This window comes from Variovorax sp. ISS6 (assembly GCF_056523145.1).
In genome coordinates, this window is the sequence record NZ_JAWRZC010000002.1 from 1,209,154 (window position 1) to 1,235,245 (window position 26,092).

Here is a 26,092-nt window from a genome sequence, read left to right on the forward strand (position 1 = left end):
CATGAACCGCAACATTCCTCGCATCGCCGGCCTGCTGCTGGTGGCCGCTTTCCTCGCCGGCTGCGGCGGGGGCGGCGGCGGTGGCGCCGTGTTCTATCCGTTCCCGCCGGTGAGCGGCAACAACCCGCCCGAGAACCCGCCGCCGCAGGCCGACGCGTACGACAGCTTCATCGCCTACGTGCAGTCGCTGGTCGCCTCGGTGCTCGACACGGCGGAGCCGGCCAACGTGGCTGCCTTCGATCCGGCGCCGACGTCGGAGACCAAGGACCCCGTCGCCACGCAATGAAGCAGGCGCAGCGGGCCGCGGCGGCGCTGCTGCTGTCGCTGGCCGCGGCCGGAGCCGCGCTAGCGGCGCCACGGGTGCCGGCCAGCGACGACGAGGTGGTCGAGAAGCTGCCCGCGATCGCCGGCTGGCTCGATGCGCAGCGCAAGCTGCGCCGCGAACTGGCGCAGCGGCCCGGCGACGAGGCCACTGCGATCGAGGCCGCGACCGCCTACCTCGACCTCGCGCGCTCGCAGGGCGACGCGCGCTACGCCGGCCAGGCCGCGGCCGCGTTGCAGGCCTGGGACGCCACGCCCATCGCCCGGACGCCGCCCGCGGTGCTCGTGATGCGCGCCACCGTGGCCCAGTTCCTGCACGATTTCGACGGTGCCGAGTCCCTCTTGAAGGCCGCGCTCGCGCGCCGGCCCGCCGATCCGCAGGGCTGGATCACGCTCGCGACCGTGCTGCGCGTGCGCGGACGCTACGACGAATCCGATGCCGCCTGCCGCGCGCTCGGCCGCGTGGGGCCGGCGCTCTATGGCGTGGCCTGCCTGGCGGAGAACGCGGGCCTGCGCGGCAACCATGCCGCCGCGCGCGACGCGCTGCGCGGCCTGCTGGCCGATCCCGGGCTGGCCGGCGCACCACAGGCCGGAACGCGGCAGTGGCTGTGGACCTCGATCGCCGAGATCGAGGAACTCGCGGGCCGGCCCGCCGAGGCGGATGCCGCGTACCGCAAGGCGCTCGCGGCCGAGCGCTCCGGCTATCTGCTGCTGGCGTACAGCGATTTCCTGCAGCGTGCCGGGCGGTCCGGCGAGATCCCGTCACTGCTCGCGAAGGAAGCGCGCAGCGATGCGGTGCTGCTGCGGCTGGCCATTGCGCACACGCAGGCGGGCAAGCCGCAAGCACCGCGCGCCGTGGTCCCCGAGGCCGAGGAGCTGCGCGAACGCTTCGAGGCCGCGGCACTGCGCCCAGGCACCACCGCACAGCATGCGCGCGAGGAGGCGATGTTCGCGCTCGATGTGCAGGGCGATGCGAAGCGCGCCGTCGAGCTGGCGCGCCTCAACCTGCGCCTGCAGCGCGAGCCGATCGACCTGCTGGTGTTCGCGCGCGCGGCCTCGGCCGCCGGCGATGCGGCCGCGCGCGAGGAGGCGAGGGCGCTGATGCGTGAGATCGGACTGAAGGACGCCCGTGTCGATGCCATTCCCTGAGCCACGCCGCATCGGGCTGGCCTCCGCCTTGCTGTTCGTGCTGGCGCTGCTGCTGGCGCTCGCGCCGGGCGCCGCGCGCGCCCACAAGGCCAGCGATGCCTACCTGCAGATCCAGCGCGATGCCGAGGGCGTCGACCTGCGCTGGGACATCGCGCTGCGCGATCTCGACGCGACGCTCGAGCTCGACCGCGACGGCGACCGCCAACTGCGCTGGGGCGAGTTGCGCGCGCGGCTCGACGACATCCGCGCCTACGCGCTCGCGCGGCTCCAGCTGCAGCAGGGACGCTGCGCACTGGCCGAGACGCGGCCGCCGGCAGTCGAGGACCGCGTCGACGGTGCCTACCTCGTGCTGCAACTGCACGCGCGCTGCGATACGGGGCCCGCGCTAGAGATCGACTACCGGCTGTTTCGCGAGATCGATCCGACGCACCGGGGACTGCTGCGCTTGGCTTCGGACGGCGGCGCTTCGCCCGCCGTGCACTCGCTCGATCCCGCGGCCGGCAGCGTGACGTTGCCATGGCCGGGCGCGGCGGCGGGATCTTCCACGCCTGCCCCGAACGCCGAGAGCGACAGCCCCGGCTTCTTCCGCGACGGCATCCATCACATCCTGATCGGCTACGACCACATCCTGTTCCTGCTGTGCCTGTTGCTGCCCGCGGTACTGCTGCGGCGCGGCGATGGCGGCTGGACACCGGTGAGGCATTGGCGCGACGCGATCTGGCCGATGCTGGGCATCGTCACCATGTTCACCATCGCGCACTCGATCACGCTGGCGCTGGCCGGGCTCAAGATCGTGAGCCTGTCGCCGCGCATCGTCGAGCCGGGCATCGCGATCACGATCATCCTCGCGGCCGTGGACAACCTGCGGCCGTTGCTGCGCGGCAGGCGCAAGCTCTTCAGCTTCCTGTTCGGCCTGATCCATGGCTTCGGCTTCGCGGGCGCGCTCGGCGAACTCGAGCTGCCGCTGCGCGGCTTCGTGCTCGCGCTGCTGCAGTTCAACCTCGGCGTCGAAGCGGGCCAGCTCATGGTGGTGGCCGTGGCGCTGGTCGTGCTGCTGTCGCTGCGCGGCTGGCGATGCTATGCGCCGGTGGTGCTGCGCGGCGGCTCGGTCGTGGCCGTGGCGGTGGCGGCCATCTGGTTCTGCGAGCGCGTGTTCGACGTGAAGATCCTGCCGTTCGCTTGAGCGGGGGCGTCCGATCTAGAAGGTCCAGCGCGCGCTGACCCGCGCGCTGCGCGGCTCCATCGGATGGATGTGGCGCCCATCGATGCCGTCGCCGCAGGCACCGCGTGCCACTTCACTCGCGCTGCACGAGGCGTAAAAGTATTCGATGTCGTTGCCCTTGCGGCCCGCGAGGTTGAACACGTCCAGGCCCAAGGTGAGCTGCTTGTTCACTGCGTAGCGCGCGCCGAAGTTCAGCAGCGTGGTGGCGCGCGAGCGCATCGTGTTGAGCGTGTCGAGCGCGCGCGGGCCCATGTAGCGCAGGCGAAGCGAGGCAGTCAGCGGGCCTTCCGTGTAGATGACGCCGGCCGCGAACACGCGCTCCACCGCGTTGTCGATGTGGTTGCCTTCGCCCTCGGGCGCGAGGCCCCGGAAGCGCGCGCGCGAGATCGCCGCATCGGCCTCGAAGCGCCAGCGCGAACCGAGCTTCCAGCGCAGCGTGGCTTCGATGCCGCGGCGGCTGCTGGCGCGGCCGGGCTCGGTGGTGCCGGCGTCGCCGACATAGACCAGCTCCGAGTCGAGCCGCAGCTGCCACAGCGCGGTGGTGAAGCTGAAATCCTCGCCGGGCTGGAAGCGCCAGCCGATCTCGGCGCCGCGCCCCTTCACGAGCGCGGGCACGCGCTCGGCGGGCAGGCCGCTCGTCGGGTCGACGTTGATCGTCGCGCCGCGCACGTCGTTGCTGTGGAAGCCGGTGCCTACGTTGAGGTAGAGCTCGTGGGCCGGCGTCACGGTGAAGGCCAGGCCGGCCTTGGGGCTCACGAGCGAGTCGTGGCCGCGTCCGCTGTTGATCGGGCCGTAGAGCGGTTCGCGCCCCTGCACGCCGTAGCGCAGCAGGTCGCCGCGCAGGCCCACGTAGCCGCGCCAGCGCTCGCTGAGGTTTACGAGCTGCTGGGCGTGCACGGAGAACAGGTCCTGTTGCACCTTGTCGTTGCGTACGGTCGAGATCCGTTCGCGGGCCACGGTGTTGTAGAGCCCGACCTCGCCGATGCGATCACCGCGCCAGCTGCCGCCGAAGCTCAGCACGCCGTCCAGTCCGCCGATCGAGTTGGGACGGCTGTGCGTGCCCTGCAGCCCGAAGACCCGACGGCGGTCGGTCTGCTCGAACTGGTCGCCCTGCTCGGGGTTGTTGAGGAAGTAGGTGAAGTCCGAGAACAGGCCGAAGCGGTAGTCGATGACATAGCCACTGAGTTGCGTCTGCCCCTCGAGACTGTTGTCGAACCACTTGCCCGACAGGCTGATGCGCCGTGTCCTGCCGCCATCGGTGGTGTTGAGCGAGCCGAAGCGCGAGAGCTCGCCGCTGTCGACCAGGCGCTCGGGGATCTGGTCGGTCGAATTCCAGCGGCTCTGGTAGGCCATGGCCGTGAGGCTGAAGCCGCGCACCGGCGAGCCTTGCGAATAGCGCAGTACCGCGTTCAGCTTGCGCAGTCGCTCGGGCGTGTCCCAGGGTCCGTTGTTGCCTTCGAGCTCGATGGCACCGAGCCAGGTCTGGTCCTGCACGGTGCGCGAGCCTGCCGCGAGCAGGCGGCGGAAGTTGTTGGCGCCCAGCGTGACTTCGGTGAAGGGCGCGTCGAGCGCGCTCACGTAGTCGAGCGAGGCACTGCCCGCGAGCGCGAAGTCGCCGCCATCGGCGAAGTAGGGGCCCTTGCGGTAGCGCACGCCCGAGACCAGGTCGGGGATCAGGAAGTTGAGGTCCGCGAAGCCCTGGCCGTGGCCGTGCGAAGGCATGTTGACCGGCATGCCGTCGACCGTGACCGCGAAGTCGGTGCCGTGGTCGAGGTTGAAGCCGCGCAGGAAGTACTGGTTGGCCTTGCCGTCGCCCGAGTGCTGGGTGGCGACCACGCCCGGCACGGCCTCGACGATGTCGCCCGGGCGCAGCTTGGGGCGGGCCTGGAAAGAGGCTTTCTCCACCGCGCCTTCGCTCGCGCTGTCGGCCGTGCCGATGGCCGCGTCGCGCGGGCCGCTGACCTCGATCGGTGGCAGGTGCACGGGTTGGGCCCAGGCCGCGGCGCTGCCGAGCAGGGCGCCGAACATCCAGGGTTGGCGCGCGAGGCGGATCGAAGCTTTCATGGGTCTCCCGCGTCTTCAAAGTTCTGGAGAAGCGGAATACCTCTCGCAGGGACGCCACGCTGATACGCAGAGAAACAATTTTCAGATTCGGCGGGAGAGAGACCATCGCTGCCAGGGTCTGGACGACACTCCGACGGTGTCGGCCCGCCGGTCGACCGCGCCGACACTTTGCGCGTGCTGCGCGTGCTTCGCGTGCTGCGCGGCGCCTACGCTATGGCGGTCCAACGTAACATGCGGGTTTTGCATGGGCTTTGCTTGCAGCCCTAGACGTCGGCGTCGAGGCTGCTGAACGTTACTGTCCAGGAGAAGCAATGAATCCAAGTCCACAGGTCGAGCCACCGCGGGCCGGAAGCGGACACCCAGCCGATTCGCTGCCCCCTGAATAGGATGCGCCGTCCAAGTACCGAACCCTGGCCGACTTCATCGACGAAGGGTTCTGCGTCATTCGACCGATCTTCAACGACCAGGGAGTGGGGGCCGACTACACGTTCTTGGAAGTGAATCGGAGATTCGAGACGGAAACCGGGCTGCGCCAGGCAATCGGAAGGCGGATGTACGAGCTCGCGCCGGCACACGAACCGTTCTGGGCCGAGACCTACGGACGCGTCGCGCAAACCGGGGTGCCGACCAGATTCGAGCATCAGGCAGAGGCACTGGACCGCTGGTATGACGTGTTCGCGTTCCGGGTAGGCCGCCCCATCGAATGGCAGGTTGCACTCTTGTTTCGAGACATCTCCCATGAAGTTCGGGCTCGGACTGCTGCGGGAAATGCGGCTCGGCGGAAGGACGAGTTCATGGCCATCCTCGCGCACGAACTACGCAATGCTCTTTCGCCCATGCGTCTCGCCGTCCGGCTGGCTCGCATGGCGCCAGGCAAGGACGACGTGACCAGCGCTCTCGACATGATTGACCGGCAGATCACGCATCAGGAGGCGCTTATCACCGACCTCAGCGATCTCGGAGAGATCGCGCGCGGTGATCTCAAGCTTGGCATGACGCTGTGCGACCTAAGACAGGTCGTCGAGCTGGCATCAGACATGGCTAGAAATTCGATCGAGTCACGATCGCAGACCTACAAGAAGCATTTGCCCCATGAGAGTGTCATGGTCCGGGGTGACGTGCGCCGGTTGGTGCAAGCGGTTTCCAACCTGCTTCTCAACGCATCGAAATACACGCCCACAACTGGCAAGCTCGTAGCGAGCATCAGCGTTGAAGGAAGAGCCGCGGTCATAAAGGTCAAAGACAACGGGGCAGGCATTCCCGCCAACCGTCTCGCAGACATCTTCGACCTGTTCTCCCAGATCGATGCCACTCGGCACCGCTCGGAAGGAGGGCTTGGCATAGGTTTGGCCGTGGCTCGAAGCGTGGCTCAGCTTCACGGAGGAACCATTGAGGCGCACAGCAATGGTCCCGGAACGGGTAGCGAGTTCGCATCACCCTGCCTCTGGCGGACGACCGCGCAATGCACCGAGCTGGCCGGACTTCAAGCCCAAATACAGCATTGTCTGCATGCATTTCCTGTGGGGATTTTGTGGGGATTTGCATCGCTCGCTGCTTGACAGCGAGAGAGTCGGCCTTGTAACTTCAGGTCGTCTCCTCAAGCAGCCTCGGCTGCACTTCGCCCGCCGGGCTCCCCCGCGCGGGTATTTTTGTCGAGCGCCAGGCAACGTCTGGTCTATGGCACCTAGATGGACTCTGTCGGACTCCTTCGCCTCTGAGACTGCGCGCTCAGCGCATGCCCATCCATCGGACACATAGGGGATGTTGCCGGGATTTCAGGTTGTACCTCGGAGGGGATCGCTCTGCACCTCATGCCCGTAGCTTGTCGTCGTCGAAAGGTAGCGTGCACATGATGCGGAGGGCATGCAGTCGCTCGGCAGCATTCGTGAAGGCGGCTTCGAGTTCCTCATCGGTCACCTCTGGATGTCCAGCCGGTGGACAAAGATGGGCCGGTTTTTTTCGTACAACCCGTCAAGTTTTTTGCAGGCCAACGAGTCATACCGTGGAGGCAATCTCCTCCGTGAGATACGAGTCTTCCAGCGCGCACCTGCCGTCAGTTCGATTTCGGCGGGCAAGTCCGCTGCTTGGGATATGCCGGCAATTTGGAGGCTAGCGATCTTCGCGTGTATGAAACATGCGAACGATGTAGATCGTGTCCGCATCAATGTGGTAGCGGAGTTCGTAAGTTCCCACCAGCAGGCGTCGGACTTCGTGCGGCTGAAAGCCTTCGAGCAGACGGCCGATGCGAGGATTCGCCAGCAGGGTAGCCGGCGCCGCTGCGAGCATCTGCACCGTGCGCGCTGCGGCGTCCGGGTTGGCCGGCTCGAGAAATTCATGCAGGCGCTGGAGGTCGGACAACGCCTTCGAGGTCCAACGGACTTCCATTACCTGGATTTCGGAACAGGCAACGGCTGGGCAGTCCCCAAGGATTGCGCCCACCGATGAACCTCACCATGCTCCACGGTGCGTCCTGCTCTGATGTCGGCAAGACCTTCCAAGGTGAGGCGCCGGCGCTCGTTCTCCTGCTCGACCCATGCCGAAAGCGCCTGTTTGACCACCCACGCGCGCGATCGATCGAGTTCCGCAGCGTAGCCGTCGATCTGGTCTGCGAGTTCAGTCGACACGTGGGCCGTGATCACCTTGGTCGATGCAGATTGAGTCATAAGTAAATCATATCGAATCAAGACGACTCGATCAAGTATGGGTAGGGTTTCGACGCTCAGACGTCCCTGGCTCAACGCAGAGTGGTTACACAGGAAGCGCGGCGCGGCAGAGATTCCGCATTCCTCGCGCGAGCCGATCCACATCGATGCGGACCGCTGCTGCGCTGCTTCACGTCGCGAGCAGCGGCATCCATTGCACCGCGAGCGCGCCGATCGCCGTCTGCGCGCTCGCGCCATGCCACAGCGGCTGCGTGTTGTCGATCGTCGCGCGCGCATCGGTGCGAAGCCGGCCGCTCCACGAGCGCGCGAGCACATAGCCTCCCATCAACAGCAGCACCGCGAGGTGGAAGCCCTGGTAGCCCAGCAGCATCGCCACGCTCGCGCTCCATGCCTGCGCGCGCGGATCGAGGCCGGTTTGCGCATGGCTCCAGAGGTCGACGCCGAAGCCCGCGGCCGCACAGGCCATCGCGAGCATGACCAGCCAACGCAGGCCACGTTGTCGCGCTGCGTCGTCATGGCGCAGGCCGCGCGTCGCGAACACCAGCGCGAGCGAGCCCGCGAGCATCAGCAGCACGGCCGCGGCGGGCCAGCGCAACGCCGGCAGCGCGGCACCGGGCGGCGGGCAGACCTGGGCCGCCATCGACACATGGACGTGCGCCCACAACAGCGAGGCGAAGATGCTCATGTCGACCGCGACCAGCACCACCATGCCCCACCATGAGTGCGAGGCGCGGCCGACCGCGCCGACCGGCAGCCGTCGGCCATGCCCCACGTCGGCCGTGGACACGGGCGGCGGGCGGTCCGACCCCCAGAGCCAGAACACGATGGCCCCCACCGCGAGCACGCCGCACAGCCCCGCGAGCAGCACCTGCTCGACCGTCAGCAGCAGGAAGAAGCCGGCCGTGCCCGCGGCCGCCACCAGCGGCGACCAGCCGTCGGTGGGCAGGCGCAGCAGGTGCAGCGGCCGCGCATCGCGCGGGCTCGTGACCAGCGTCTCGCGGCCGCCGAAGACCGTGCCCGGCAGCCAGTGGCGGCCTTCCTCGACCTCGCGCGCCAGCGTGGGCCGGCGCCACAGTGGATAGCGCGAGGCGATCTCGGGAATGCTGCGCACCGCGTACTCGCGCGCGGGCAGCCATTCGAGCGTGCCCGCGCTCCAGGGGTTGCCGTGCTCGCGCTCGGGCTTGCGCAGCGTGCGCACCACGTCGACGACGAACAGCAGCACGCCCGCGGCGAACACGAAGGCGCCGACGGTCGACAGCAGGTTGAGCGCGTTCCAGCCGAGGTCGCCCGGGTAGGTGTAGACGCGCCGGGGCATGCCCATCAGCCCGGCGATGTGCATCGGGAAGAAGGCGAGGTTGAAGCCGCCGAACATCAGGCCGAAGACCCAGCGCCCGCACCGTTCCGAGAGCCGGTGGCCGTTGAACAGCGGCGCCCAGTGGTAGAGGCCCGCGAACACCGGGAACACCATGCCGCCGATCAGCACGTAGTGCAGGTGCGCGACGATGAAGTAGCTGTCATGCGCCTGCCAGTCGAAGGGCAGCACCGCCACCATCACGCCGGTGAGTCCGCCCAGCACGAAGATGAAGTGGAAGCCCAGCAGGAACAGGGTGGGCGTGTCGAGCCGGATGCGGCCGCTCCAGAAGGTGGCGATCCACGAGAACACCTGCAGGCCGCTGGGCAGCGCCACCGCGAAGCTCGCGGCCGACACCAGCCGCAGCGACCAGGTCCCCAGGCCGGCCGTGAACATGTGGTGCACCCACAGCAGGAAGCTCAGGGCGCCCACGGCCATCAGCGCGATCACCACCGCGCGGTGGCCCACCAGCGGCGTGCCCGCGAGCGTGGCGGCCATCATCGAGACCAGGCCAGCGGCCGGCAGGAAGATGATGTAGACCTCGGGGTGGCCGAAGAACCAGAACAGGTGCTGCCACAGCACGGGATCGCCGCCGCGCGCGGCGATGAAGAAGGGCCAGTCAAAGGCGCGCTCCATCTCGAGCAGCAGCGTGGCCGCGATCACGGCCGGGAACGCGAACACGATCATCAGCGCGCTGACCAGCATCGCCCACGCGAAGATCGGCATGCGCGCGAGCGTCATGCCCGGCGCGCGCGTGAACAGGATGCCGATGATCAGCTCGATCGCGCCCGCGATCGCCGAGATCTCGATGAAGCCGATGCCCAGCAGCCACCAGTCGGCGCCGCGTCCCGGCGAGAACTCCTTGCCGGTGAGCGGTGGGTACATGAACCAGCCGCCATCGGGCGCCTCGCCGAAGAACAGCGTGCCGAAGAACACCAGGCCGCCGATCGCATAGGCCCAGAACGCATAGGCCGACAGGCGCGGAAAGGGCAGGTCGCGCGCGCCCAGCATGCCCGGCAGCAGGTAGACCGCGATCGCCTCGACGATCGGCACCGCGAACAGGAACATCATCACCGTGCCATGCATGGTGAAGAGTTGGTTGTAGGTCTTGGGGTCGACCAGGTCGTTGTCGGGCACGGCGAGCTGCGCGCGCATCACCAGCGCGAGCACGCCGGCGAGCACGAAGAATAGCATCGCGGTCGCGATGTAGAACACGCCGATCTGCGTGTTGTTGACGGCCGAGAGCCGGCGCCAGCCCGAGGGCGGGCGCCAGGCGCGCTCGAGCGCGTCGCGCCCGGCTTCGGGTTGCGGCGCGTTGGCCGCCGGGTCCAAGGGGGCGTTCATGGCGGTGCTCATTGCAGCTGCGCGAGCCAGCGCGCGATCGATTGCAGCGTGGGCTCGTCGATCCGTTCGTGGGAGGAAGGCATGCGCGCGCCCGGCTTGGCCTGCTGCGTGTGCGCGACCCAGGCCGCGAGCTGGTCGGGCGTGTTGGGCACGGTGCCGGCGCCGAGGTAGAGCCGGCTGCCGACGTGCGTGAGGTCGGGGCCGAGCCGGCTCTCTTCGCTCACGCCGCGCACCGTGTGGCAGGCATTGCAGCGGTTCGCGAGGAAGGCGTCGCGCCCGCGCGCGAGGTCGGGCGTCAGGTCGGTGCCTGCCGGCCGCGCCTGCGCCGCGAGCCAGGCCTCGAAGGCCGCGGGTTCCTCGGCCACCACGTGCAGCGCCATGCGCGCGTGCTGCTCGCCACAGTACTCGGCGCATTGGCCGCGCCAGGCGCCGGGCCGGTCGGCCTGCAGCAGCAGGTGCTGTACGCGGCCCGGCAGCATGTCCATCTTGCCGCCGAGCGCTGGCACCCAAAAGCTGTGGATCACGTCGGCGCTCGTGAGGCCGAAGTACACCGGCCGGCCCGCGGGTATGCGCACCTCGTTCGCGGTGCGGATCTCGGCGCCGCTGGCCGGGTCGCGGTAGCGCACCTCCCACCACCACATGTGGCCGGTGATGCCGATCACCAGCGCATCGGCCGGTGGTACCGGGCGCCACGCGGGGCGATGGCGCTCGCCGTAGAAGAACAATGCGACCAGCACCACGGCCGGAAACGCGAGGCCGCCGCCATAGAGCCACCAGCGGGTTTGCGCGCGTGGCATCGCACGTGGCGCGTTCCGGCGCGCGCGCCGCACCGCGAGCGCGAGCAGCGCCATCACGAGCACGAAGATCGCGGCGGCGCCGCCGATCAGCACCCAACTGACCTCGAGCAGCATGTCGGCCACCGGTCCCGCGGCATCGAAGGCCGAAGGCGAGGGCGGCGCGGCGGTGGGTCGGCTCATTCGAGCGCCAGCAGGTAGGCCGCCATGTCGCGCGCATCGCGCGGCGACACGCCCATCGACGGCATCGCGGTGCCGGGCACCAGCGCGGCCGGTGCCTCGATCCAGCGCGCGAGCGTCTCGGGCCGGTTCGGCAGGTGGCCCGCGATGTAGCTGCGGCGGCCGAAAGCATCGAGTGGCGGCGCGAGGCTGGCGCGCGCGGCCGGCACCTTCGGGATCGCATGGCAGCTGCCGCACTGGTATTGCGCGAGCAGTTCGCGCCCGCGTTCGAGTTGGGCCGCGGGCGCATCGCCGTGAGGCAGCGGCGTGGGCCCGAACGCGGGCAGGCCGCGGCCCGAGAGTTCGCAGCCGCCCGCGAGCCCGACGGCCGCCACCGATAGCGCGGCCAGCGCGGCGCGGCCGCGGCGTGCGCGAGGCGGCGGGCAGGCGGGCGACGCATGGGGCATGGCCGATTCTTGCTGGGGCGGACGCGGTTTGCGCCGACAGAGCGGCCCGCACCCGCGTCGGACAATGCCGCCACATGAATGCGCCCAAGACCGTCGCGCTGACCCTGGCCGCGCTGGCCGGCGGCGCCGCGATCGGCGCGGCGGTCATGGTATGGGGCGGCGTCTACGACGTGGCCTCGAACGTGCAGCACACGCAACCCGTGTATTCGCTGCTCGAGACCGCGATGCGCCAGTCGGTGCGCTGGCGCGCGCGCGGCATCGAGGCGCCACCGCTGGGCGATGCGCGGCAGCTCGCGCAGGGCGCCGCCTGCTATCGCGCGCGCTGCGTGCAATGCCATGGCGCGCCGGGCGTGGCGCAGGACGACATCGGCAAGAGCATGCAGCCGCTGCCCGGTCCGCTGGTCGACGCGCGCCAGCGCTGGAGCGCGCGCGAGCTCTACTGGCTCACGCGCAACGGCATCAAGATGAGCGGCATGCCGGCGTGGGAGTACCGGCTCTCCGACGAGGAGCTGTGGGCCGTGGTGGCCTTCGTCGAGCGGCTGCCCGACATGACGCCGCGGGCCTATGCGCAGGCCACGGCCTTCGAGCCCGTGCCCGGCACGCCGCGCAGCGGGGCGACAGGTGCACCGATCGGCTGCAATGCGTTGGCCAGCCGTCCCGCGACGCGGCCAGGCGATGCATTTCGCGGGCGCACCGCGCTGACGCAGTACGCCTGCAATGCTTGCCATGCGATCCCCGGCGTCACGAGCTCGCAGCCGAACGTCGGCCCGCCGCTGGCCGGCATCGGCCAGCGCGGCCTGATCGCGGGCCGGCTCGCCAACACGCCCGAGAACATGGTGCGCTGGCTGCGCCACACGCGCGAAATCGATCCGCTTACGGCCATGCCTGAGATGGGCGTGGCAGAGCAGGATGCGCGCGACATCGCGGCCTACCTGGGCACCTTGAACTGAACCGTCGCTGCTCAGGGCAAACACACCCCGCGCGGATGGCTGGCCGCCGCCTCGCCGGGGCCGTATTGCGCCTTGCTTCAGCCCATTGCCGGGATGGACGGCGACGTGTTGCGCCAGATGGCGATGAAATCCGGGCTTCCGTTGAGCGCGCGGGAGTACAGCCAGGGCGGCGTGATCTTCTCGTGCGGAAGCGACAAGATGGGCTTGCACCGATGTACCTGTTCGTTGCCGATGAAGATGTACTCTTCACAATTTCGGAGGATGGCAGCCTCGTCCACGCCTGTGACGCTCCCCCCTCGTTGGGGAGCGGCTTCATCGAAGCGGTGCGTGACCCAGCAGGCGATGACCACCTGCGGCCGGTACGTGGCGACCGCACGCTCGGCATCAAGTTTTTCGACGTGATTCCCATAGCGAATCGTCGGCTGACCGATCGATTGATAGTACGCGCCAATCGTCGGGTCTTCCTGCTGGCGGTTGTCGGTGGCGGGGATGGAGAGCGCCTGAGCCAGCATCCCATGACCCGCACCGATCTCTATCGCGCTGCGACCGGCAAGACGCGCGCGCAGAAACTTCAGAAGTTCCGTCGTAGGCAAGCCGTAGATGCCATGACGTACCCCAAACAACAGCCGTTCTTCGGCCGTGGTCTGCGCAAGCTCGCGGGCATCGCGAACCAGAAGCTGACCCTTGGCATCCAACAGAAGGTGCGCGAGGTCTCGCGTCTTTTTTGGATCGAGGACGAAGGCTTCGCTGGCGTTGCTCATGCCGCGATTGTCAGTGAATCAAGGTGTGATGGCATTCGCTTACATCAAGCCCAACGGCGAAGCGGGGCTGTGGCCTGTTGGTGCGGGCGAAACGTCCGGCTTTCCGGCCGCTTTCCGCTCGTGGTCGCAGCAATGCTGACGATTCAGGAAGATGAAGCTACCGCGCCCGCGCCCGCGCCACGGCCGTCAGGCCGTGGCGCACTCAGGCTCTGCGCGCCTCGATCGGCTCAAGAGGGCCCAATCGACGCATTTTGTCGTACAAGGTTTTGCGTGGCACGCCCAGCCGCTCCGCTGCGGCCGCGGCCGAGCCGTTGCAAGCCTCGAGCGCCTCGTGGATCAGGTAGCGTTCGAACCGGGCCATCTGCTCCTCGAGCGAACGTTCGCCTTGCGTCATGCCGCGCGTGGCCTCGTTGCCTTCCCAGAGTCCGAGCACGAAGCGATCGGCGATGTTGCGCAACTCCCGCACGTTGCCGGGCCAGGCATGCGCCATGAGCGCATCGAGATGGTGGGGTGCCACGACCGGCAGCTCTCGCTCATGGCGCAGCGCGGCCTGCATGGCGAAGTGGGTGAACAGTAGCGGAATGTCCTCGCGTCTTTCGCGCAGCGGCGGCAGATTCAAGACCACGACGCCCAGGCGGTAGTAGAGGTCGTCGCGGAACTTGCCTTCGCGCGCTGCGGCCAGCAGGTCGGCCTTGGTCGCGGCGATCACCCGGCTGTCCATCGGCCGCAGTTCGTTCGACCCCAGGCGCTCGAACTGGCGCTCCTGGAGGCACCGCAGCATTTTGACCTGCAGGTTCATCGGCATCGTCTCGATCTCGTCGAGGAACAGCGTCCCGCCGCGCGCGTGTTCGATCTTGCCGATGCGCCGCTTCGCCGCGCCGGTGAAGGCGCCGGCCTCGTGGCCGAACATCTCGCTTTCGAACAACGCCTCGGGCATGCCGCCGCAGTTGATGGCCGCGAAGTTGGCATCCTTACGCCGGCTGCAATCGTGCAGGCAACGCGCCACCAATTCCTTGCCGGTCCCGGTCTCTCCGAGAATCAGGACATCGGCATCGGAGTTGGCCACGTCCAACACCAGACGGCGTAACTTTTGCATGGGAGAAGAGCGACCGATGAGCTTCGCCTCGATCGATTCGAAGCCCGCGATCCTGCGCCGCAGATGCTCGACTTCCAGGCTCAGCGCGCGCTTGTCCAGCGCGCGCTGGACGACTTCGGTCAGCTGGTCTGGGGAGAAGGGTTTCTCGAGGAAATCGTAGGCCCCCAGGCGCATGGCCTGCACCGCCATCGTGATGTCGCCATGGCCGGTCACGAGGATCACAGGCAGGCTCGGATCGAGCTTCAGCGCGCGCGAAAGCAGCGCCAGGCCGTCGATGCCCGGCAGCTTGACGTCCGTGACCAGCACGCCCGCGAACCCTGGCGTTAGTTTCTGAAGCACCTGCTCGGCCGAGCCGAAGCCGGTGACGCGAATGCCGGCGAGCTGCAGCGCCTGCGTGCTGCCCAGGCGCACGGGCGGATCGTCTTCGACATAGAGAACTTCGAGGTTGCGCGTTTCAATCATGAAGTGTCCGTTCCTCTGCTTTTTCGCAACGTGACGCAGAAGACCGCCCCGCCGAGATCGCTGCGAGCGGCACGCAGCAGGCCACCGAAGTCGCGCACGATGCCGGCGGAGATCGCCAACCCGAGGCCCAATCCGAGGCCTTGCTCCTTGGTGGTGAAAAATGGCTCGAACAGCCGTGGCATGACCTCCGGCGCGATGCCGGTGCCGTTGTCGTGAACTTCGAGCACGACACCCTCGGGCGCGTTTCGCGCCACCACGCGCACGCGGCGCGGATCGACGCCTGCGGAGGCCGTGGCGTCGAAGGCGTTCACCAGCAGGTTGACCAGCACCTGTTCGAGCCGATTGCCTTCGCACAGGGCACGCAGGCCGGGTTCGATCTCCTGCGACAACGCGATGCGCTCCTGGCGGATGCGCTGGCTGAGCAGAAACAGCGCGTCGGCGACGGTGTCGGCCAGCGGCACCGATTGGAGCTGAACCGTCGACCGTCGCGCGAACTTCTTCAGCTGTGAGGTGATCTGGCCCATGCGGTCCGTCAGCTCGCAGATGGTGCGAAGGTTGAGATCGACCTGCTCGGTGTGTCCGCGCTCGAGAAAGACGACGGCATTGGCCGACAGCGTGCGCAGCGCGGCGAGCGGCTGGTTGAGTTCGTGCGTGATGCCCGCAGACATCTGGCCCAGCACGGCCATCTTGCCGGTCTGCACCAAGTCGTCCAGCGTGCTCTTGAGGATGTCCTCGGCGCGCTGGCGCTCCGTGATTTCCGTCTGCAGGTGCTCGTTGGCATGGCTCAGTGCTTCGGTGCGGACCTGCACCATCTGCTCGAGCTCGTCGTAGGCGCCTTGCAGCGCCTCTCGTGCCGCGAGCCGTTGGTGCACGATGCGCCGGCGCTGCTGGATGTAGAGCACCAGCAGCGTGAGGAACACCAGCGCGAACACCGTGCCCACGGCCGATGTGCGCGCGATCGCGTGCACGGGCTTCATGTCGGACAGGATGATCAGCTTCCAGTCCGTGCCTTCGACCGGCCGGCTGTCCAGCAGGTAGTCGGGCCCGAAGGGTTCGTGCGTCGCGAACCGGCGAGCACCGTCGGCGTCCAGCTGCACCACCATCGCGTCGCCACCCGACAGCGGCCGGTGCTCGCGCATGTCGATGGGGCGCAGCGCGCCCGCTTCCGTGTACTGCCGGGTCTGCGCGAGCTGCTGAAGGGTCTCGCTCGACAACGGACGCAAGGCGCGGAATTTCCAGGCCGCTTCGGACGCGAGGAACACGACCCCGTTCCCATCGATGGCCAGCACCTTGTCGGTGGAGCGCGACCAGGCGGCATCGAGCTTGTCGAGATTGACCTTGACGGTGGCCACGCCGAGCTGGCGGTTGCCGTCGACGATGCCGTGCGAGAAATAGTACCCGGGCTCGCGGCTGACCGTCCCGATCCCGTAGAAGCGTCCGGGCATGCCCCGCACAGCGTCCTTGAAGTACGGGCGGTAGGAGAAGTTCATGTCCACGAAGCTGCTGCCGGGCTGGTTCCAGTTGCTGGCCGCGAGCGTCAGGCCCGTGGTGTCCATCACGTAGACCGCGGAGGCCTGCGCATGCGCATTGACCGTCTCGAGGTACACATTCGCTTCGAGCTGCAGGGTCCGGTTGTTCGGCGCGCGCAGCAGATCGAGCACATCGGGGCTGAGTGCAACGACCTGCGGCAGGTACTCGTAGCGGCTGAGCTCGCTGCGCAGGCTGGTGGAATAGATGTCGAGCCGGTGCAAGGTCCCTTGCTGGAGTGCACGGATGCCCGTGCGCTCTCCGATCAGGTACGCCAGCGCACCGCCCGCGGCGATCAGGCACAGCCACGCCCCCACCGCGGCCCAGCGGCGCCAGCGTGTGGTGGTCGAGGAGGCTGTCGTACCCTTGAAGCGCGCCAGCACGGCCTGGTCTCGCAGATCGTCGGGGGAGCCGGCGAAGCCATGGCGGTACGGTGCAGACAGCTTCAGCACGGCGCGACCTGCCGAAAGCAGCATTGACACGAGAGTGGGGGGCGGAGGGCCGCGCGAATACGCAAACAGCCGACGATCGTACGCAGGCGCTCGTGATTCGCCGAGGCGGAATTACCCTGCATCGGCGTTCTCTCGTGCATCACCGCGGTGCATCAATCCGCGTAGACGCCCGCAGCCTTGATGACGGGGCCGAAACGCGCGACCTCTGCCTGCACGAACTTCTTGTGCTCCGCCGGCTCCACGCGCTTGTCGGTCACGACCACCGCGCCCAGGCCTTCCTCCTTCTTGATGAACTCCGCGTCCTTGAGTGCGACCTTCAGTGCGTCATTGAGCTTCTTGAGGACTGGCGCCGGCGTGCCCTTGGGCGCATACAGCCCATGCCAGATCGTGACCTGGAAGTTCTTCAAGCCCGACTCGTCGAGCGTGGGCAGATCCTTCAATGCTGGCGTGCTCAGGCGCTTGAGCGTCGTGACCGCATAGGCCTTGACCTTCCTGGCTTCGATCTGGCCTGTGGTGTTGGTGGTCTGGTCGCAGAGCAGGTCGATCTGGCCGCCGAGCAAGTCCGCGATGGCCGGTGCCGTTCCCTTGTAGGGCACGGTGGTCATCTCCGCCTTGAGCTCGCTCTGCAACAACAGGCCGCACAGGTGCGAGGCCGAGCCGATGCCGGCGTTGCCAAGATTGGTCTTGCCGGCGTTCTTGCCGATCCAGTCCCGCAGTTCCTTGAAGCTGTTGGCCTCGAGCTGCGGCTTGCCGATCACGGTCATCGGCACGTCGTTGATCATGCCCAGGTACTCGAAGTCGGTCTCGTAGTTGTAGGGCAGCTTGCGATAGAGCACGGGGGTCGTGGCCATGCCGACGTGCGTGAGCAACAGCGTGTAGCCGTCGGCCTTGGCGCGCGCGACCTTCGCATTGCCGATGGTGCTGCCCGCGCCCGCGGCGTTGTCGATCACGATCGTTGCGCCGTCCAGCGGCTTGCGCAGCGCTTCGGCGAGGTCGCGCGCCACGCGGTCGGTGGGGCCGCCCGCGGCGAAGGGCACGACGATGGTGATGGGTTTGCCGCCCGGAAAGTCCTGCGCGTGCACGCTCAGGGATGTGGCGACTGCCGCGAGCACGGCCAGGCTTTGTTTGACGATCGATCGGTTCAAGGAAATGGCTCCGGTGGAAAGAAAAGAGGTCGGTCGGACCGCCGCCGCGAGGTCGACGGCGGTCTTCGCGGGTCAGGCCGGCGATGTCAGAGCATCGACGGCGTGATCTGCTTGGTGACGTCGAACAGCAGGTTCAGCGGCGAGGGACCGAAGGACAGCCAGGTACCGCTCAGCGGTTGCTGGCCCACGCCGGGCTTGGTCCAGTCGCACACGCCGTCGGGGAACGCAGCACTCAGGCGGGCCCATTGCGTGGGCGTGAAGAACACGCGGTAGTCCGAGGGGTTCAGCGGCTTGAGCTGGCACTTGGCGATGTCGTCGGTCAACGGGCCCCCGGCGGCCATGCGCGGTGTCGTGCCGGCCGGGTAGAAGGTGTTGCAGGCGCTCGCGCCGAAGGCGGTCTGCTCTTCCGTGTACTTCAGGCCGTTGTTCCAGCACGCGTCCTTCAGGTCGGCCGGCCGTGCGGCGGCGATCTTCTGCGCAAGCGGACGGTCCGAGCGGTCGGCCTTGGTGGCGCGCAGCCAGACGTCCATTGCATCGAAGGCCTCGGCGCTGCTCGCGCCCTTGGTCCACATCACGTGGTTGTCGATGTTGCCGTTGGCGCGGCGCAGCCGTTCCCGCATCGAGAACGAATGGATCTTGGTGTGGATGTCTCCACCCACCGTGCCGTCGTTGTAGTCGCGCAGGTCGATGATGGCGGTGGAGGCCAGTCCGCCCGCGCCATTGACGATGCGCCCCGACTGGTAGGCCCGCGTCAGCGCATCGAGGTCGCCCACGGTGCGCGTCGTGGTGCGATTCATGTCGCGGTCCACGCCACCGGCGCGCTCGTTGAGGTCGATGAACTTGTCGATGCCGAGCTTGCCCTCGTTGAGCGCGTTCAGGCCGTACTGGATGCCCACATTGTCGATCGGGCGCAGCGCGAAGCCTTCGGCGGTCTTGCCGTAGACGTTCACCGTGTGGTCGAACACCGTGGCGCGCGCACCCGTCGGGTTCGTCGCGGCGTTGTAGCGCTTCTCCACCGGCACGCCAGCGGGGAACGACACGGTGGGATCGAGCCGCCCGGCCTGTCCGCTCATGTTGGAGATGTTGCCGATCTGAAGGTAGCCCGAGATCGCCTGCTTCTCGGCCGCGGTGTAGTTCAGCGCCGCGGTGGCCGGGTCGTTGAAGTAGTTGTTGAGCACGCGCGAGTCGTGCAACTTGAAGATCGTGGACGAGGTGACGTCGGCGAACACCTGGCTTACCACCACGCCGTCGAAGAGGCCGGGATAGTTGTCGCTGGTCTGGTGGCTCTGGTAGGAGCCGCCGGAGCCACCGGTGCCGATGGTGTAGGTGGGCGTGCCGAAGTTTTCGATGAAGCGCTCCTTGACCATGGCGATGGTCTCGGACGACAGCTGGTCGTTGCAGTTCGTGCCGAAGACGTTCAACGTGGAGGTGGTCACCGCGAGCCCGCGGCTTTGGTAGGTCGGATTGATCAGCGTGGCGAAGTCGTTGCCCTGCTGGAACCAGCCGCCCTGGCAGCCGCCGCCGAGCGGATAGATCAGTCCGCCCTTCCAGCCCGCGGTACGGTATGTTGGAGATGGGGCCGGCTCGTTAAGCACGTCGTGCAGGATCGCCGACTGGTACAGGCCGCGGTTGATGGTGCCGCTCTCCAGCCGGATTACGTACGGCACCTGCTTGCCGTCGATCGTTAGGTAGGCGATGTTGGCCGGATAGGCGCTCAGGCTGCCGGGTTCGAAGCGCGTGTTGGTGCCCGCGGTGGTCCGGTAGTAGTAGTCCACGCGCGTCTCGACCGAGCATTTGCCATCATCGAGCGACTTGAGCTTCTGGCCGCCCATGCGCGTGAAGGTCTCGTAGCCACACACGAAGGGCTCCTCGTGCGGTCCCGAGATCACGGGGCCGGTGATCGGATAGGCCGTCAACGCGAGCGTTGCCTTGTAGCCGCCGTAGCTCGCGACCAGTTCGTTGGCGCCGGTCTTCAGTCCCGTGACCTTGCCCACCAGTCTTCCATTCGCGGGATTGGGCGCGAAGGCGGCCGTGACATCGCGCCCGTCGACCGTCACCGACAGGCTGTCGGGCGACTGCTCGCTCAGCAACTCGAGCTCGACGAGTGCGTCGTCTCCGGTCACCAACTGAGGCGGCGACGACAGCACACCGACCTTCAGCGTTGCCCCCGCCGGCGGCGTACCCGGATCGGGGTTGCCGGGGTCCGTGGGATTGCCACCACCACCGCCGCCGGCGATGGGCGGTATGAATCCACCGCCCCCATCGCTTCCGCCGCCGCAGGCGGCAAGGATCAGGGCGGCCAGCAGGGTGCTGATGCGCAGTGGCGCTTTCGCCTTGGCGAAGCGGGTCTCGATCTCGGGTCTCGCAGTCATTGTCTCGGTCTCCGTTGTGGTTCTGGTTGCAGGGAAGAAAAGCGGGAAGCGGGTGGCCGGGCGCGCCCGCCATGGGATGGCCATGCGGCGGCGCGACCCGGCGAAGCCGGGCCGTTGGGCCGAGTGGCGCATGTCAGCGCAGGGGCAGAGGCGGGTGTGGACGCGGGCGCTCAGGCCGTGAACCGGGAGGCCGCGTGGAAGGGCTGTGCAAGGGGATGTCGCGCATGGTTGTCTCCGTCCTCTGTCTCGGGGATGCGCTCTGGAATAGCAACGCGTGTGCCACGCCGGCCTTGCGCTGCAAGTCGTTGAAATGAATGGGGTTTTCTGGCTCGCCCCCAGGTTTTCCCGCGGTTTTTCGGCTGGAAGTCCAGCCGCGGCGGGCATGGGGTGGCCGGGAATTCGCACACGGCCCCTCCAGGCAAATCGCCGACAGAGCGTTGCGCTCGATACAGACATCGCGCCCGTGCCGAGGGCCTGCAATCTTTGGCAGCCCGATCCCGGGCCACGAGATCATTCGAATTGGAGGGAGTCGACGATGAACCTTGCTCGCCTTGTTGCCGGTACCGTCGGGGCCGGCGCGCTCATTGTCTGGAACGCGGCGGCTCATGCCCAGCAGCCCCCGGCGTCCAGCCAACCCTCTCCAGGGACGACCCAGGTTGCCTCATCGGGGCGCACGCTCGCCAGCTCCAGACTGGCGACGGACATCCTCAACCGCATCGCAGGCCATGTTCGTACGGTCAAGGGTTGCCAAACGCTGTCCGAGGTGCGCATGGAGGTGATGCCGCGCGGCTATGTGCCGGTGCAGCCCGCCGTGTCTGCCAACTCGCGTGGGGGCCACTTCGAACGCTGGAGCGTGAACGCCTGCGGCGAGCGCCAGCTGTTCCAGATCGGCATGTGGCCCGCGCAGCGCGGAGGCAGCGATTTCGCGGTGACTCCGCTGGCTCTCGCGTCGGCTCCCTCGGGGGCGGGCGCAGCCGCTGCGCGTCCTGTTCCGTCCACCGCGTCTTCTTCCGCATGGCACGGCCGCTACGTCTGGGAAGAGTCGGTCGGCCGCATCGGCGGCTCGGCGCCCTCCGAGGGCGTGGCCGCGTTCATCGAACACACCCTGGTGCTCGGGCCTTCCGCGGGCGCGACGAGTTGCGCGCTCAACGGCGATGGCTACCAGACCCATCGACGCATCATTTGCACGGCGACTCCCGAGGGACAGTCGCTCGCGATCAAGTTCTACAACTTCGCTCCCGGCAACGCGCTGGGGCGCCATCAGGTCGGCGAGCGCCTGTTCACGTTGACGCGAGGACCCGAGGGGCTCACGACCCGATTGGAGGGCCTGGGGCGGGCCGTCGACAATATGCCGCGCAGCGGCGTGCTTTTCAGGTCGACGCGCTGAGGGACATGCCTGGGCCATTCCCGCGAGCAGATCGACGCTCGGGTGCGCGGTCGGCGGTCTCGCGCACTCGCGCCACAGCGACTTCGACTCGCGGCTTCCTGGCTCTTCAGGCCAGCGTGTAGGCCGTCTTCATCGTGGTGAAGAACTCCTGCGCATAGCGCCCCTGCTCGCGCGGACCGTAGCTCGAACCCTTGCGCCCGCCGAAGGGCACGTGGTAGTCCACGCCCGCAGTCGGCAGGTTCACCATCACCATGCCGGCCTGGCTGTGGCGCTTGAAGTGCGTGGCGTGCTTGAGCGACGTGGTCGCGATGCCGGCCGACAGGCCGAACTCGGTGTCGTTGGCCGTGGCCAGCGCCTCCTCGTAGTTCTTCACGCGGATCACGCTCGCGACCGGGCCGAAGATCTCTTCCTTGTTGATGCGCATGGCCGCGGCCGATTCGCTGAACAGCGCGGGCGACATGTAGTAGCCGTCGGTCTCGAGCTTCAGCCGTTCGCCGCCGGCGGCCAGCACCGCGCCCTCGGCCTTGCCGATGTCGACGTATTCCAGGTCCTGCTCGAGCTGCGACTTCGAGGACACCGGGCCCACGTCGGTGCCCTGCGCGAGCGCGTCGCCGACCTTGATCTTGGCCATGCGTTCCTTCATCGCCGCGATGAACTTCGGGTAGATGCCTTCGGTGACGATCAGCCGGCTCGAGGCCGTGCACCGCTGGCCGGTCGAATAGAAGGCGCTCTGCGTGCTCAGTTCCACCGCCTGCGCGAGGTCGGCATCGTCGAGCACCACCTGCGGGTTCTTGCCGCCCATCTCGAGCTGCACCTTCTTGCCGTTCTTCACGCACTGCACCGCGATGTTGCGGCCCACGCCCACCGAGCCGGTGAAGCTGATCGCATGGATGCCCGGGTGGTTGACCAGCGCATCGCCGATCACGCTGCCGCGGCCCATCACGAGGTTGAACACGCCGGCCGGAATGCCCGAGCGGCTGATGATCTCGGCCAACGCCCAGGCGCAGCCCGGCACCAGGTCGGCGGGCTTGAGCACCACGCAGTTGCCGAACGCCAGCGCGGGCGCGATCTTCCAGGCGGGAATGGCGATCGGGAAGTTCCACGGCGTGATCAGGCCGACCACGCCCACGGGTTCGCGCGTGATCTCCACGCCGATGTTGGGCCGCACCGAGGGCAGCAGCTCGCCCGACAGGCGCAGGCACTCGCCCGCGAAGAACTTGAAGATCTGGCCAGCGCGCGTGGCCTCGCCGATGCCTTCGGCCTTGGTCTTGCCTTCCTCGCGCGCGAGCAGCGTGCCGAGTTCCTCCTTGCGCGCGAGGATCTCGTTGCCGATCTTGTCGAGCGCGTCGGAGCGTGCCTGCACGCTGCCCGTGGCCCAGGCCGGGAAGGCGGCGGTGGCGGCGGCCACGGCCGCCTCGACATGGCTCGCGTCGCCCTGCGTGTAGTGGCCCAGCACGTCGCCGAGGTTGCTGGGGTTGACGTTGGGGCTGTAGCTCGCGCCGGCGCGCCATTCGCCGCCGATCAGGTTGTCGTGGTTCTGCATGCTTCTTCGTTTCTTCAGAGGTCGTGGGCGAGCAGTCCGCGGCGCGCGAGGTTGGCGATGAAGGCGCGCAGGCCGAACCGCCATGGCGCCGCGTCCTCGCTGTGAGCGACGCGATTGCGCAATTCGCCCAGTCGCGCGCTGCGAATGCTCACCACGTCGCCGACAAGGTGGGTGAAGCCGCTGCCCGGCTGCGAGCGATCCTGAATGGGTGCGAACAAGGTGCCGAGAAAAAGCATGAAGCCATCGGGATACTGGTGAGCCGCCATGGTCTGCGCCACCAGGTCCAGCGGATCCCGGCTGATCTGCGACATCGAGCTGATGCCCGCCAGCTCGAAACCCTCGGGCCCTCGCACGGTCAGATGCACCGTTTCGCCGCGAACGGCATCCAGCCCGAAGGAGGCGTCGAAGAGCCGGATGAACGGGCCGATCGCGCACGAGGCGTTGTTGTCCTTGGCTTTGCCCAGCAGGAGGGCGCTGCGGCCTTCGATGTCGCGCAGGTTGACGTCGTTTCCGAGCGTGGCGCCAACGATCGCCCCCTCGCTGCTGATCGCCAGCACGACTTCAGGCTCCGGGTTGTTCCAGGCCGAGTCGCTGCGGATGCCGATCTCCTGGCCCGTGCCGACGGCGGACAGTACCGGCGCCTTGGTGAACACCTCGGCGTCCGGGCCGATGCCGACCTCGAGGTATTGCGACCACACGCCACGTTCCTGCAGCAGGCGCTTGAGCGCCATGGCCTGCTCGGAGCCGGGCTTGATGAGCGACAGGTCGTCGCCCACGGTCTCGCGCACCTGCGCGCGGGCCTCTTCCGCGCGCGATGGATCGCCCCCGGCCTGCTCCTCGATCACGCGCTCGATCAGGCTGGCCGCGAATGTCACGCCCGCGGCCTTGATGACCTGCAGGTCGCATGGCGTCAGAAGGTAGGGGCGGCGCATGTCGCATCCAGGGTGGACGCTGTTCGACAGCAGTTCCTCGAGGCTTCCTATGCGCGATCCGGCGGTCTCGCGCACCCGCCGTGCCGGGTCGTCGGCATCGAGCAAGGTGGACATCGTCGGGAAGGCTCTCGACAGGTCATAGACCCCGTCAGCGCGGATCGCGACCACCGCGGGACCGGGCACCTCGCCGGTCAGCCAGGCGCGTCCGACCAGGGTGCCTGCGTAGCCGTCGTCCGGCAGCACCGCGGAGGCGGCAAGTTTCAGGGACGGGGAGGAAACAGGATCAAGCGTCATGCCGTTCCATTCGATCGGTATTCGGAAAATTCGAGAAAGATGGCTGAAGAAGGGAATGCAGCCGGCGGCTAGGTGACCACGCTGATCTGCCAGGGCACGAATTCGTTCTGCCCATAGCCGTGCTGCTCGCTGCGCGAGCGCTCACCGGAGGCAACCGACAGCATCATGCGAAACAGTTCCTCGCCGAGCTCGGCGATCGAGCGCTCGCCGGACAGCACGGTTCCGCAGTTCAAGTCCATGTCGTCGGCCTGCCGTTCCCACAGGGCGGTGTTGGTAGCGAGCTTGATCGACGGCGATGGCGCGCAACCGTAGGCCGAGCCGCGGCCGGTGGTGAAGCAGATCAGGTTCGCTCCGCCGGCGACCTGCCCGGTGGCCGACACGGGGTCGTAGCCCGGGGTGTCCATGAAGACCAGCCCTTTGGCGGCGACCGGCTGCGCATATTCGTAGACCTCGTTGAGTGAGGTCGTTCCGCCCTTGGCGATGCCACCCATCGATTTCTCGAGGACCGTGGTGAGCCCGCCGGCCTTGTTGCCCGCGGACGGGTTGTTGTTCATCTCCGCGCCGTTGCGGGCGCAGAATTCTTCCCACCACTGGATGCGCGCCACCAGCTTGCGGCCGATGTCCGGCGCGCGCGCGCGTCGCGTGAGCAGGTGCTCGGCTCCGTAGATCTCCGGCGTCTCCGACAGGATCGCCGTGCCGCCGTGCCGTACCAGCAGGTCCACGGCGGCACCCAGCACCGGGTTGGCCGAGATGCCGGAATAACCGTCGGAGCCGCCGCACTGCAAGCCCACCACCAGATGGCTCGCGGGAACGCTCTGCCGCTGCACGGCGTTGGCCGCCGGCAAGAGGCTGCGCACCAGATCCACGCCGCGCTCGACGGCGTTCGTGGTCCCGCCCACGTCCTGGATGGTGTAGCTGTGCACGCGATCGTCGTGCGTCAATCCCTGGCTGGCCAGCAGCCCGGAGATCTGATTGGTCTCGCAGCCCAGTCCGACGACGACCACCGCGGCGAAGTTAGGGTGGCAGGCATAGCCTCCCAACGTGCGTTGCAGGATCCGCAGGCCTTCACCCTTCGCATCGATGGCGCACCCCGCGTCATGGGTCAGCGCCACGACGCCGTCGATGTCGGGGTAGGCGCCCAGGGCATCCGGATGAATGTCGCGGCGAAATCGGTCGGCGATGGCCCGCGCAACGGTGGCGGAGCAATTGACCGTCGTCAGGATGCCGATGTAGTTGCGGGTGCCGACGCGCCCGTCCTTGCGCACGATCCCCTGGAACGTGGCTGGCTGCGAGGCGGCCGGGGTGGCCCGGGTCTCGGCCGCGTGCGCGTAGTCGCGGCTGAACTCGCCCATCGTCACGTTGTGCGTATGCACATGCTGGCCCGCGCGGATCGCCACGCTGGCGAAGCCGATGATCTGGCCATAGCGGCGCACGACCTCGCCCACGGCGATTTCGCGGGTTGCCATCTTGTGGCCGGGTGGAACCAGTCCGGAGACGACCACGTTCTCGCCGCGCACGAGCGTGCCCGACAGCAGCTGGTCGAGTGCGACCACCACGTTGTCTTCGGGATGCAGTCGTATCACGCGCGGCGCGGCCGAGAACGAGGCAGTCGGCGCGAGGCCATGGCGATCATTCAT

20 protein-coding genes are annotated in these 26,092 nt (G+C 67.9%); 6 read left to right on the plus strand and 14 right to left on the minus strand.

Annotated elements, in window-relative coordinates:
- Position 1: 1 nt before the first annotated feature.
- Genes AC1HIL_RS37320 through AC1HIL_RS37330 form a run of 3 tightly spaced genes read left to right on the plus strand, consistent with a single transcriptional unit; the run spans position 2 to position 2,653 of the window.
- Positions 2-286 carry a hypothetical protein gene (locus AC1HIL_RS37320; protein WP_057598174.1) on the plus strand — a complete coding sequence of 95 codons (285 nt, stop codon included), beginning with the start codon at positions 2-4 and terminating at the stop codon, positions 284-286.
- Complete coding sequence (locus tag AC1HIL_RS37325) at positions 283-1,470, plus strand: hypothetical protein (protein WP_479668662.1); 1,188 nt, start codon at positions 283-285, stop codon at positions 1,468-1,470. The genes AC1HIL_RS37320 and AC1HIL_RS37325 overlap by 4 nt, the downstream gene beginning before the upstream one ends.
- Entirely contained in the window at positions 1,457-2,653 is a 1,197-nt protein-coding gene (locus tag AC1HIL_RS37330) for a HupE/UreJ family protein (protein ID WP_479668661.1), read from the plus strand. Before AC1HIL_RS37325 ends, AC1HIL_RS37330 begins: the two co-directional genes overlap by 14 nt.
- 15 nt (positions 2,654-2,668) lie before the next feature.
- On the opposite strand, the gene AC1HIL_RS37335 is transcribed toward AC1HIL_RS37330, so the two are convergent.
- Positions 2,669-4,756 (minus strand): TonB-dependent receptor, encoded by a 2,088-nt coding sequence (locus AC1HIL_RS37335; protein ID WP_479668660.1) that lies wholly within the window; start codon positions 4,754-4,756, stop codon positions 2,669-2,671.
- A gap of 470 nt (positions 4,757-5,226) precedes the next feature.
- On the opposite strand from AC1HIL_RS37335, the gene AC1HIL_RS37340 reads away from it, so the two are divergent.
- Positions 5,227-6,315, plus strand: coding sequence for a sensor histidine kinase (locus AC1HIL_RS37340; RefSeq protein ID WP_479668659.1), 1,089 nt, complete (start codon positions 5,227-5,229; stop codon positions 6,313-6,315).
- Between the two features lie 550 nt (positions 6,316-6,865).
- Here the strand turns inward: AC1HIL_RS37340 and AC1HIL_RS37345 are convergent.
- From AC1HIL_RS37345 to AC1HIL_RS37365, 5 genes are all read right to left on the minus strand, one after another.
- A complete protein-coding gene (locus AC1HIL_RS37345; RefSeq protein WP_057597131.1) occupies positions 6,866-7,141 on the minus strand; it encodes a type II toxin-antitoxin system RelE/ParE family toxin in 276 nt (91 codons plus the stop codon).
- The gene (locus tag AC1HIL_RS37350) at positions 7,141-7,419 is read right to left on the minus strand and encodes a CopG family ribbon-helix-helix protein (protein WP_057597130.1); all 279 of its coding nucleotides are present in this window, start codon (positions 7,417-7,419) and stop codon (positions 7,141-7,143) included. The genes AC1HIL_RS37345 and AC1HIL_RS37350 overlap by 1 nt, the downstream gene beginning before the upstream one ends.
- A gap of 169 nt (positions 7,420-7,588) precedes the next feature.
- The gene (gene ctaD, locus AC1HIL_RS37355; RefSeq protein WP_479668658.1) at positions 7,589-10,114 is read right to left on the minus strand and encodes a cytochrome c oxidase subunit I; all 2,526 of its coding nucleotides are present in this window, start codon (positions 10,112-10,114) and stop codon (positions 7,589-7,591) included.
- An 8-nt stretch (positions 10,115-10,122) separates the two neighbouring features.
- A complete protein-coding gene (gene coxB / locus AC1HIL_RS37360) occupies positions 10,123-11,091 on the minus strand; it encodes a cytochrome c oxidase subunit II (protein WP_479668657.1) in 969 nt (322 codons plus the stop codon).
- Positions 11,088-11,534, minus strand: a complete 447-nt coding sequence (locus AC1HIL_RS37365) for a c-type cytochrome (RefSeq protein WP_479668656.1) — start codon at positions 11,532-11,534, stop codon at positions 11,088-11,090. The genes coxB and AC1HIL_RS37365 overlap by 4 nt, the downstream gene beginning before the upstream one ends.
- A 74-nt stretch (positions 11,535-11,608) precedes the next feature.
- Between AC1HIL_RS37365 and AC1HIL_RS37370 the strand changes: the two genes are divergently transcribed.
- A complete protein-coding gene (locus AC1HIL_RS37370; protein ID WP_479668655.1) occupies positions 11,609-12,484 on the plus strand; it encodes a c-type cytochrome in 876 nt (291 codons plus the stop codon).
- Positions 12,485-12,561: 77 nt separating this feature from the next.
- On the opposite strand, the gene AC1HIL_RS37375 is transcribed toward AC1HIL_RS37370, so the two are convergent.
- From AC1HIL_RS37375 to AC1HIL_RS37395, 5 genes are all read right to left on the minus strand, one after another.
- Positions 12,562-13,245, minus strand: a complete 684-nt coding sequence (locus tag AC1HIL_RS37375) for a hypothetical protein (protein WP_479668654.1) — start codon at positions 13,243-13,245, stop codon at positions 12,562-12,564.
- Positions 13,246-13,447: 202 nt separating this feature from the next.
- Complete coding sequence (locus tag AC1HIL_RS37380) at positions 13,448-14,803, minus strand: sigma-54-dependent transcriptional regulator (RefSeq protein WP_057597126.1); 1,356 nt, start codon at positions 14,801-14,803, stop codon at positions 13,448-13,450.
- On the minus strand, positions 14,800-16,806 hold the full coding sequence (locus AC1HIL_RS37385) for a sensor histidine kinase (protein WP_479668653.1): 2,007 nt from the start codon (positions 16,804-16,806) through the stop codon (positions 14,800-14,802). Before AC1HIL_RS37385 ends, AC1HIL_RS37380 begins: the two co-directional genes overlap by 4 nt.
- Positions 16,807-16,934: 128 nt before the next feature.
- The gene (locus AC1HIL_RS37390) at positions 16,935-17,915 is read right to left on the minus strand and encodes a tripartite tricarboxylate transporter substrate-binding protein (protein ID WP_479669635.1); all 981 of its coding nucleotides are present in this window, start codon (positions 17,913-17,915) and stop codon (positions 16,935-16,937) included.
- Positions 17,916-18,013: 98 nt separating this feature from the next.
- The gene (locus AC1HIL_RS37395) at positions 18,014-20,299 is read right to left on the minus strand and encodes a DUF6351 family protein (protein ID WP_479668652.1); all 2,286 of its coding nucleotides are present in this window, start codon (positions 20,297-20,299) and stop codon (positions 18,014-18,016) included.
- A 535-nt stretch (positions 20,300-20,834) separates the two neighbouring features.
- On the opposite strand from AC1HIL_RS37395, the gene AC1HIL_RS37400 reads away from it, so the two are divergent.
- On the plus strand, positions 20,835-21,686 hold the full coding sequence (locus tag AC1HIL_RS37400) for a DUF5991 domain-containing protein (RefSeq protein ID WP_479668651.1): 852 nt from the start codon (positions 20,835-20,837) through the stop codon (positions 21,684-21,686).
- Positions 21,687-21,792: 106 nt separating this feature from the next.
- On the opposite strand, the gene AC1HIL_RS37405 is transcribed toward AC1HIL_RS37400, so the two are convergent.
- The 3 genes from AC1HIL_RS37405 to AC1HIL_RS37415 all read right to left on the minus strand — a co-directional run bounded on the left by AC1HIL_RS37405 (position 21,793) and on the right by AC1HIL_RS37415 (position 26,092).
- Complete coding sequence (locus AC1HIL_RS37405; RefSeq protein WP_479668650.1) at positions 21,793-23,229, minus strand: aldehyde dehydrogenase family protein; 1,437 nt, start codon at positions 23,227-23,229, stop codon at positions 21,793-21,795.
- Between the two features lie 14 nt (positions 23,230-23,243).
- Complete coding sequence (locus AC1HIL_RS37410) at positions 23,244-24,455, minus strand: fumarylacetoacetate hydrolase family protein (protein WP_479668649.1); 1,212 nt, start codon at positions 24,453-24,455, stop codon at positions 23,244-23,246.
- A 68-nt stretch (positions 24,456-24,523) separates the two neighbouring features.
- On the minus strand, positions 24,524-26,092 hold the full coding sequence (locus AC1HIL_RS37415; RefSeq protein ID WP_057595185.1) for a UxaA family hydrolase: 1,569 nt from the start codon (positions 26,090-26,092) through the stop codon (positions 24,524-24,526).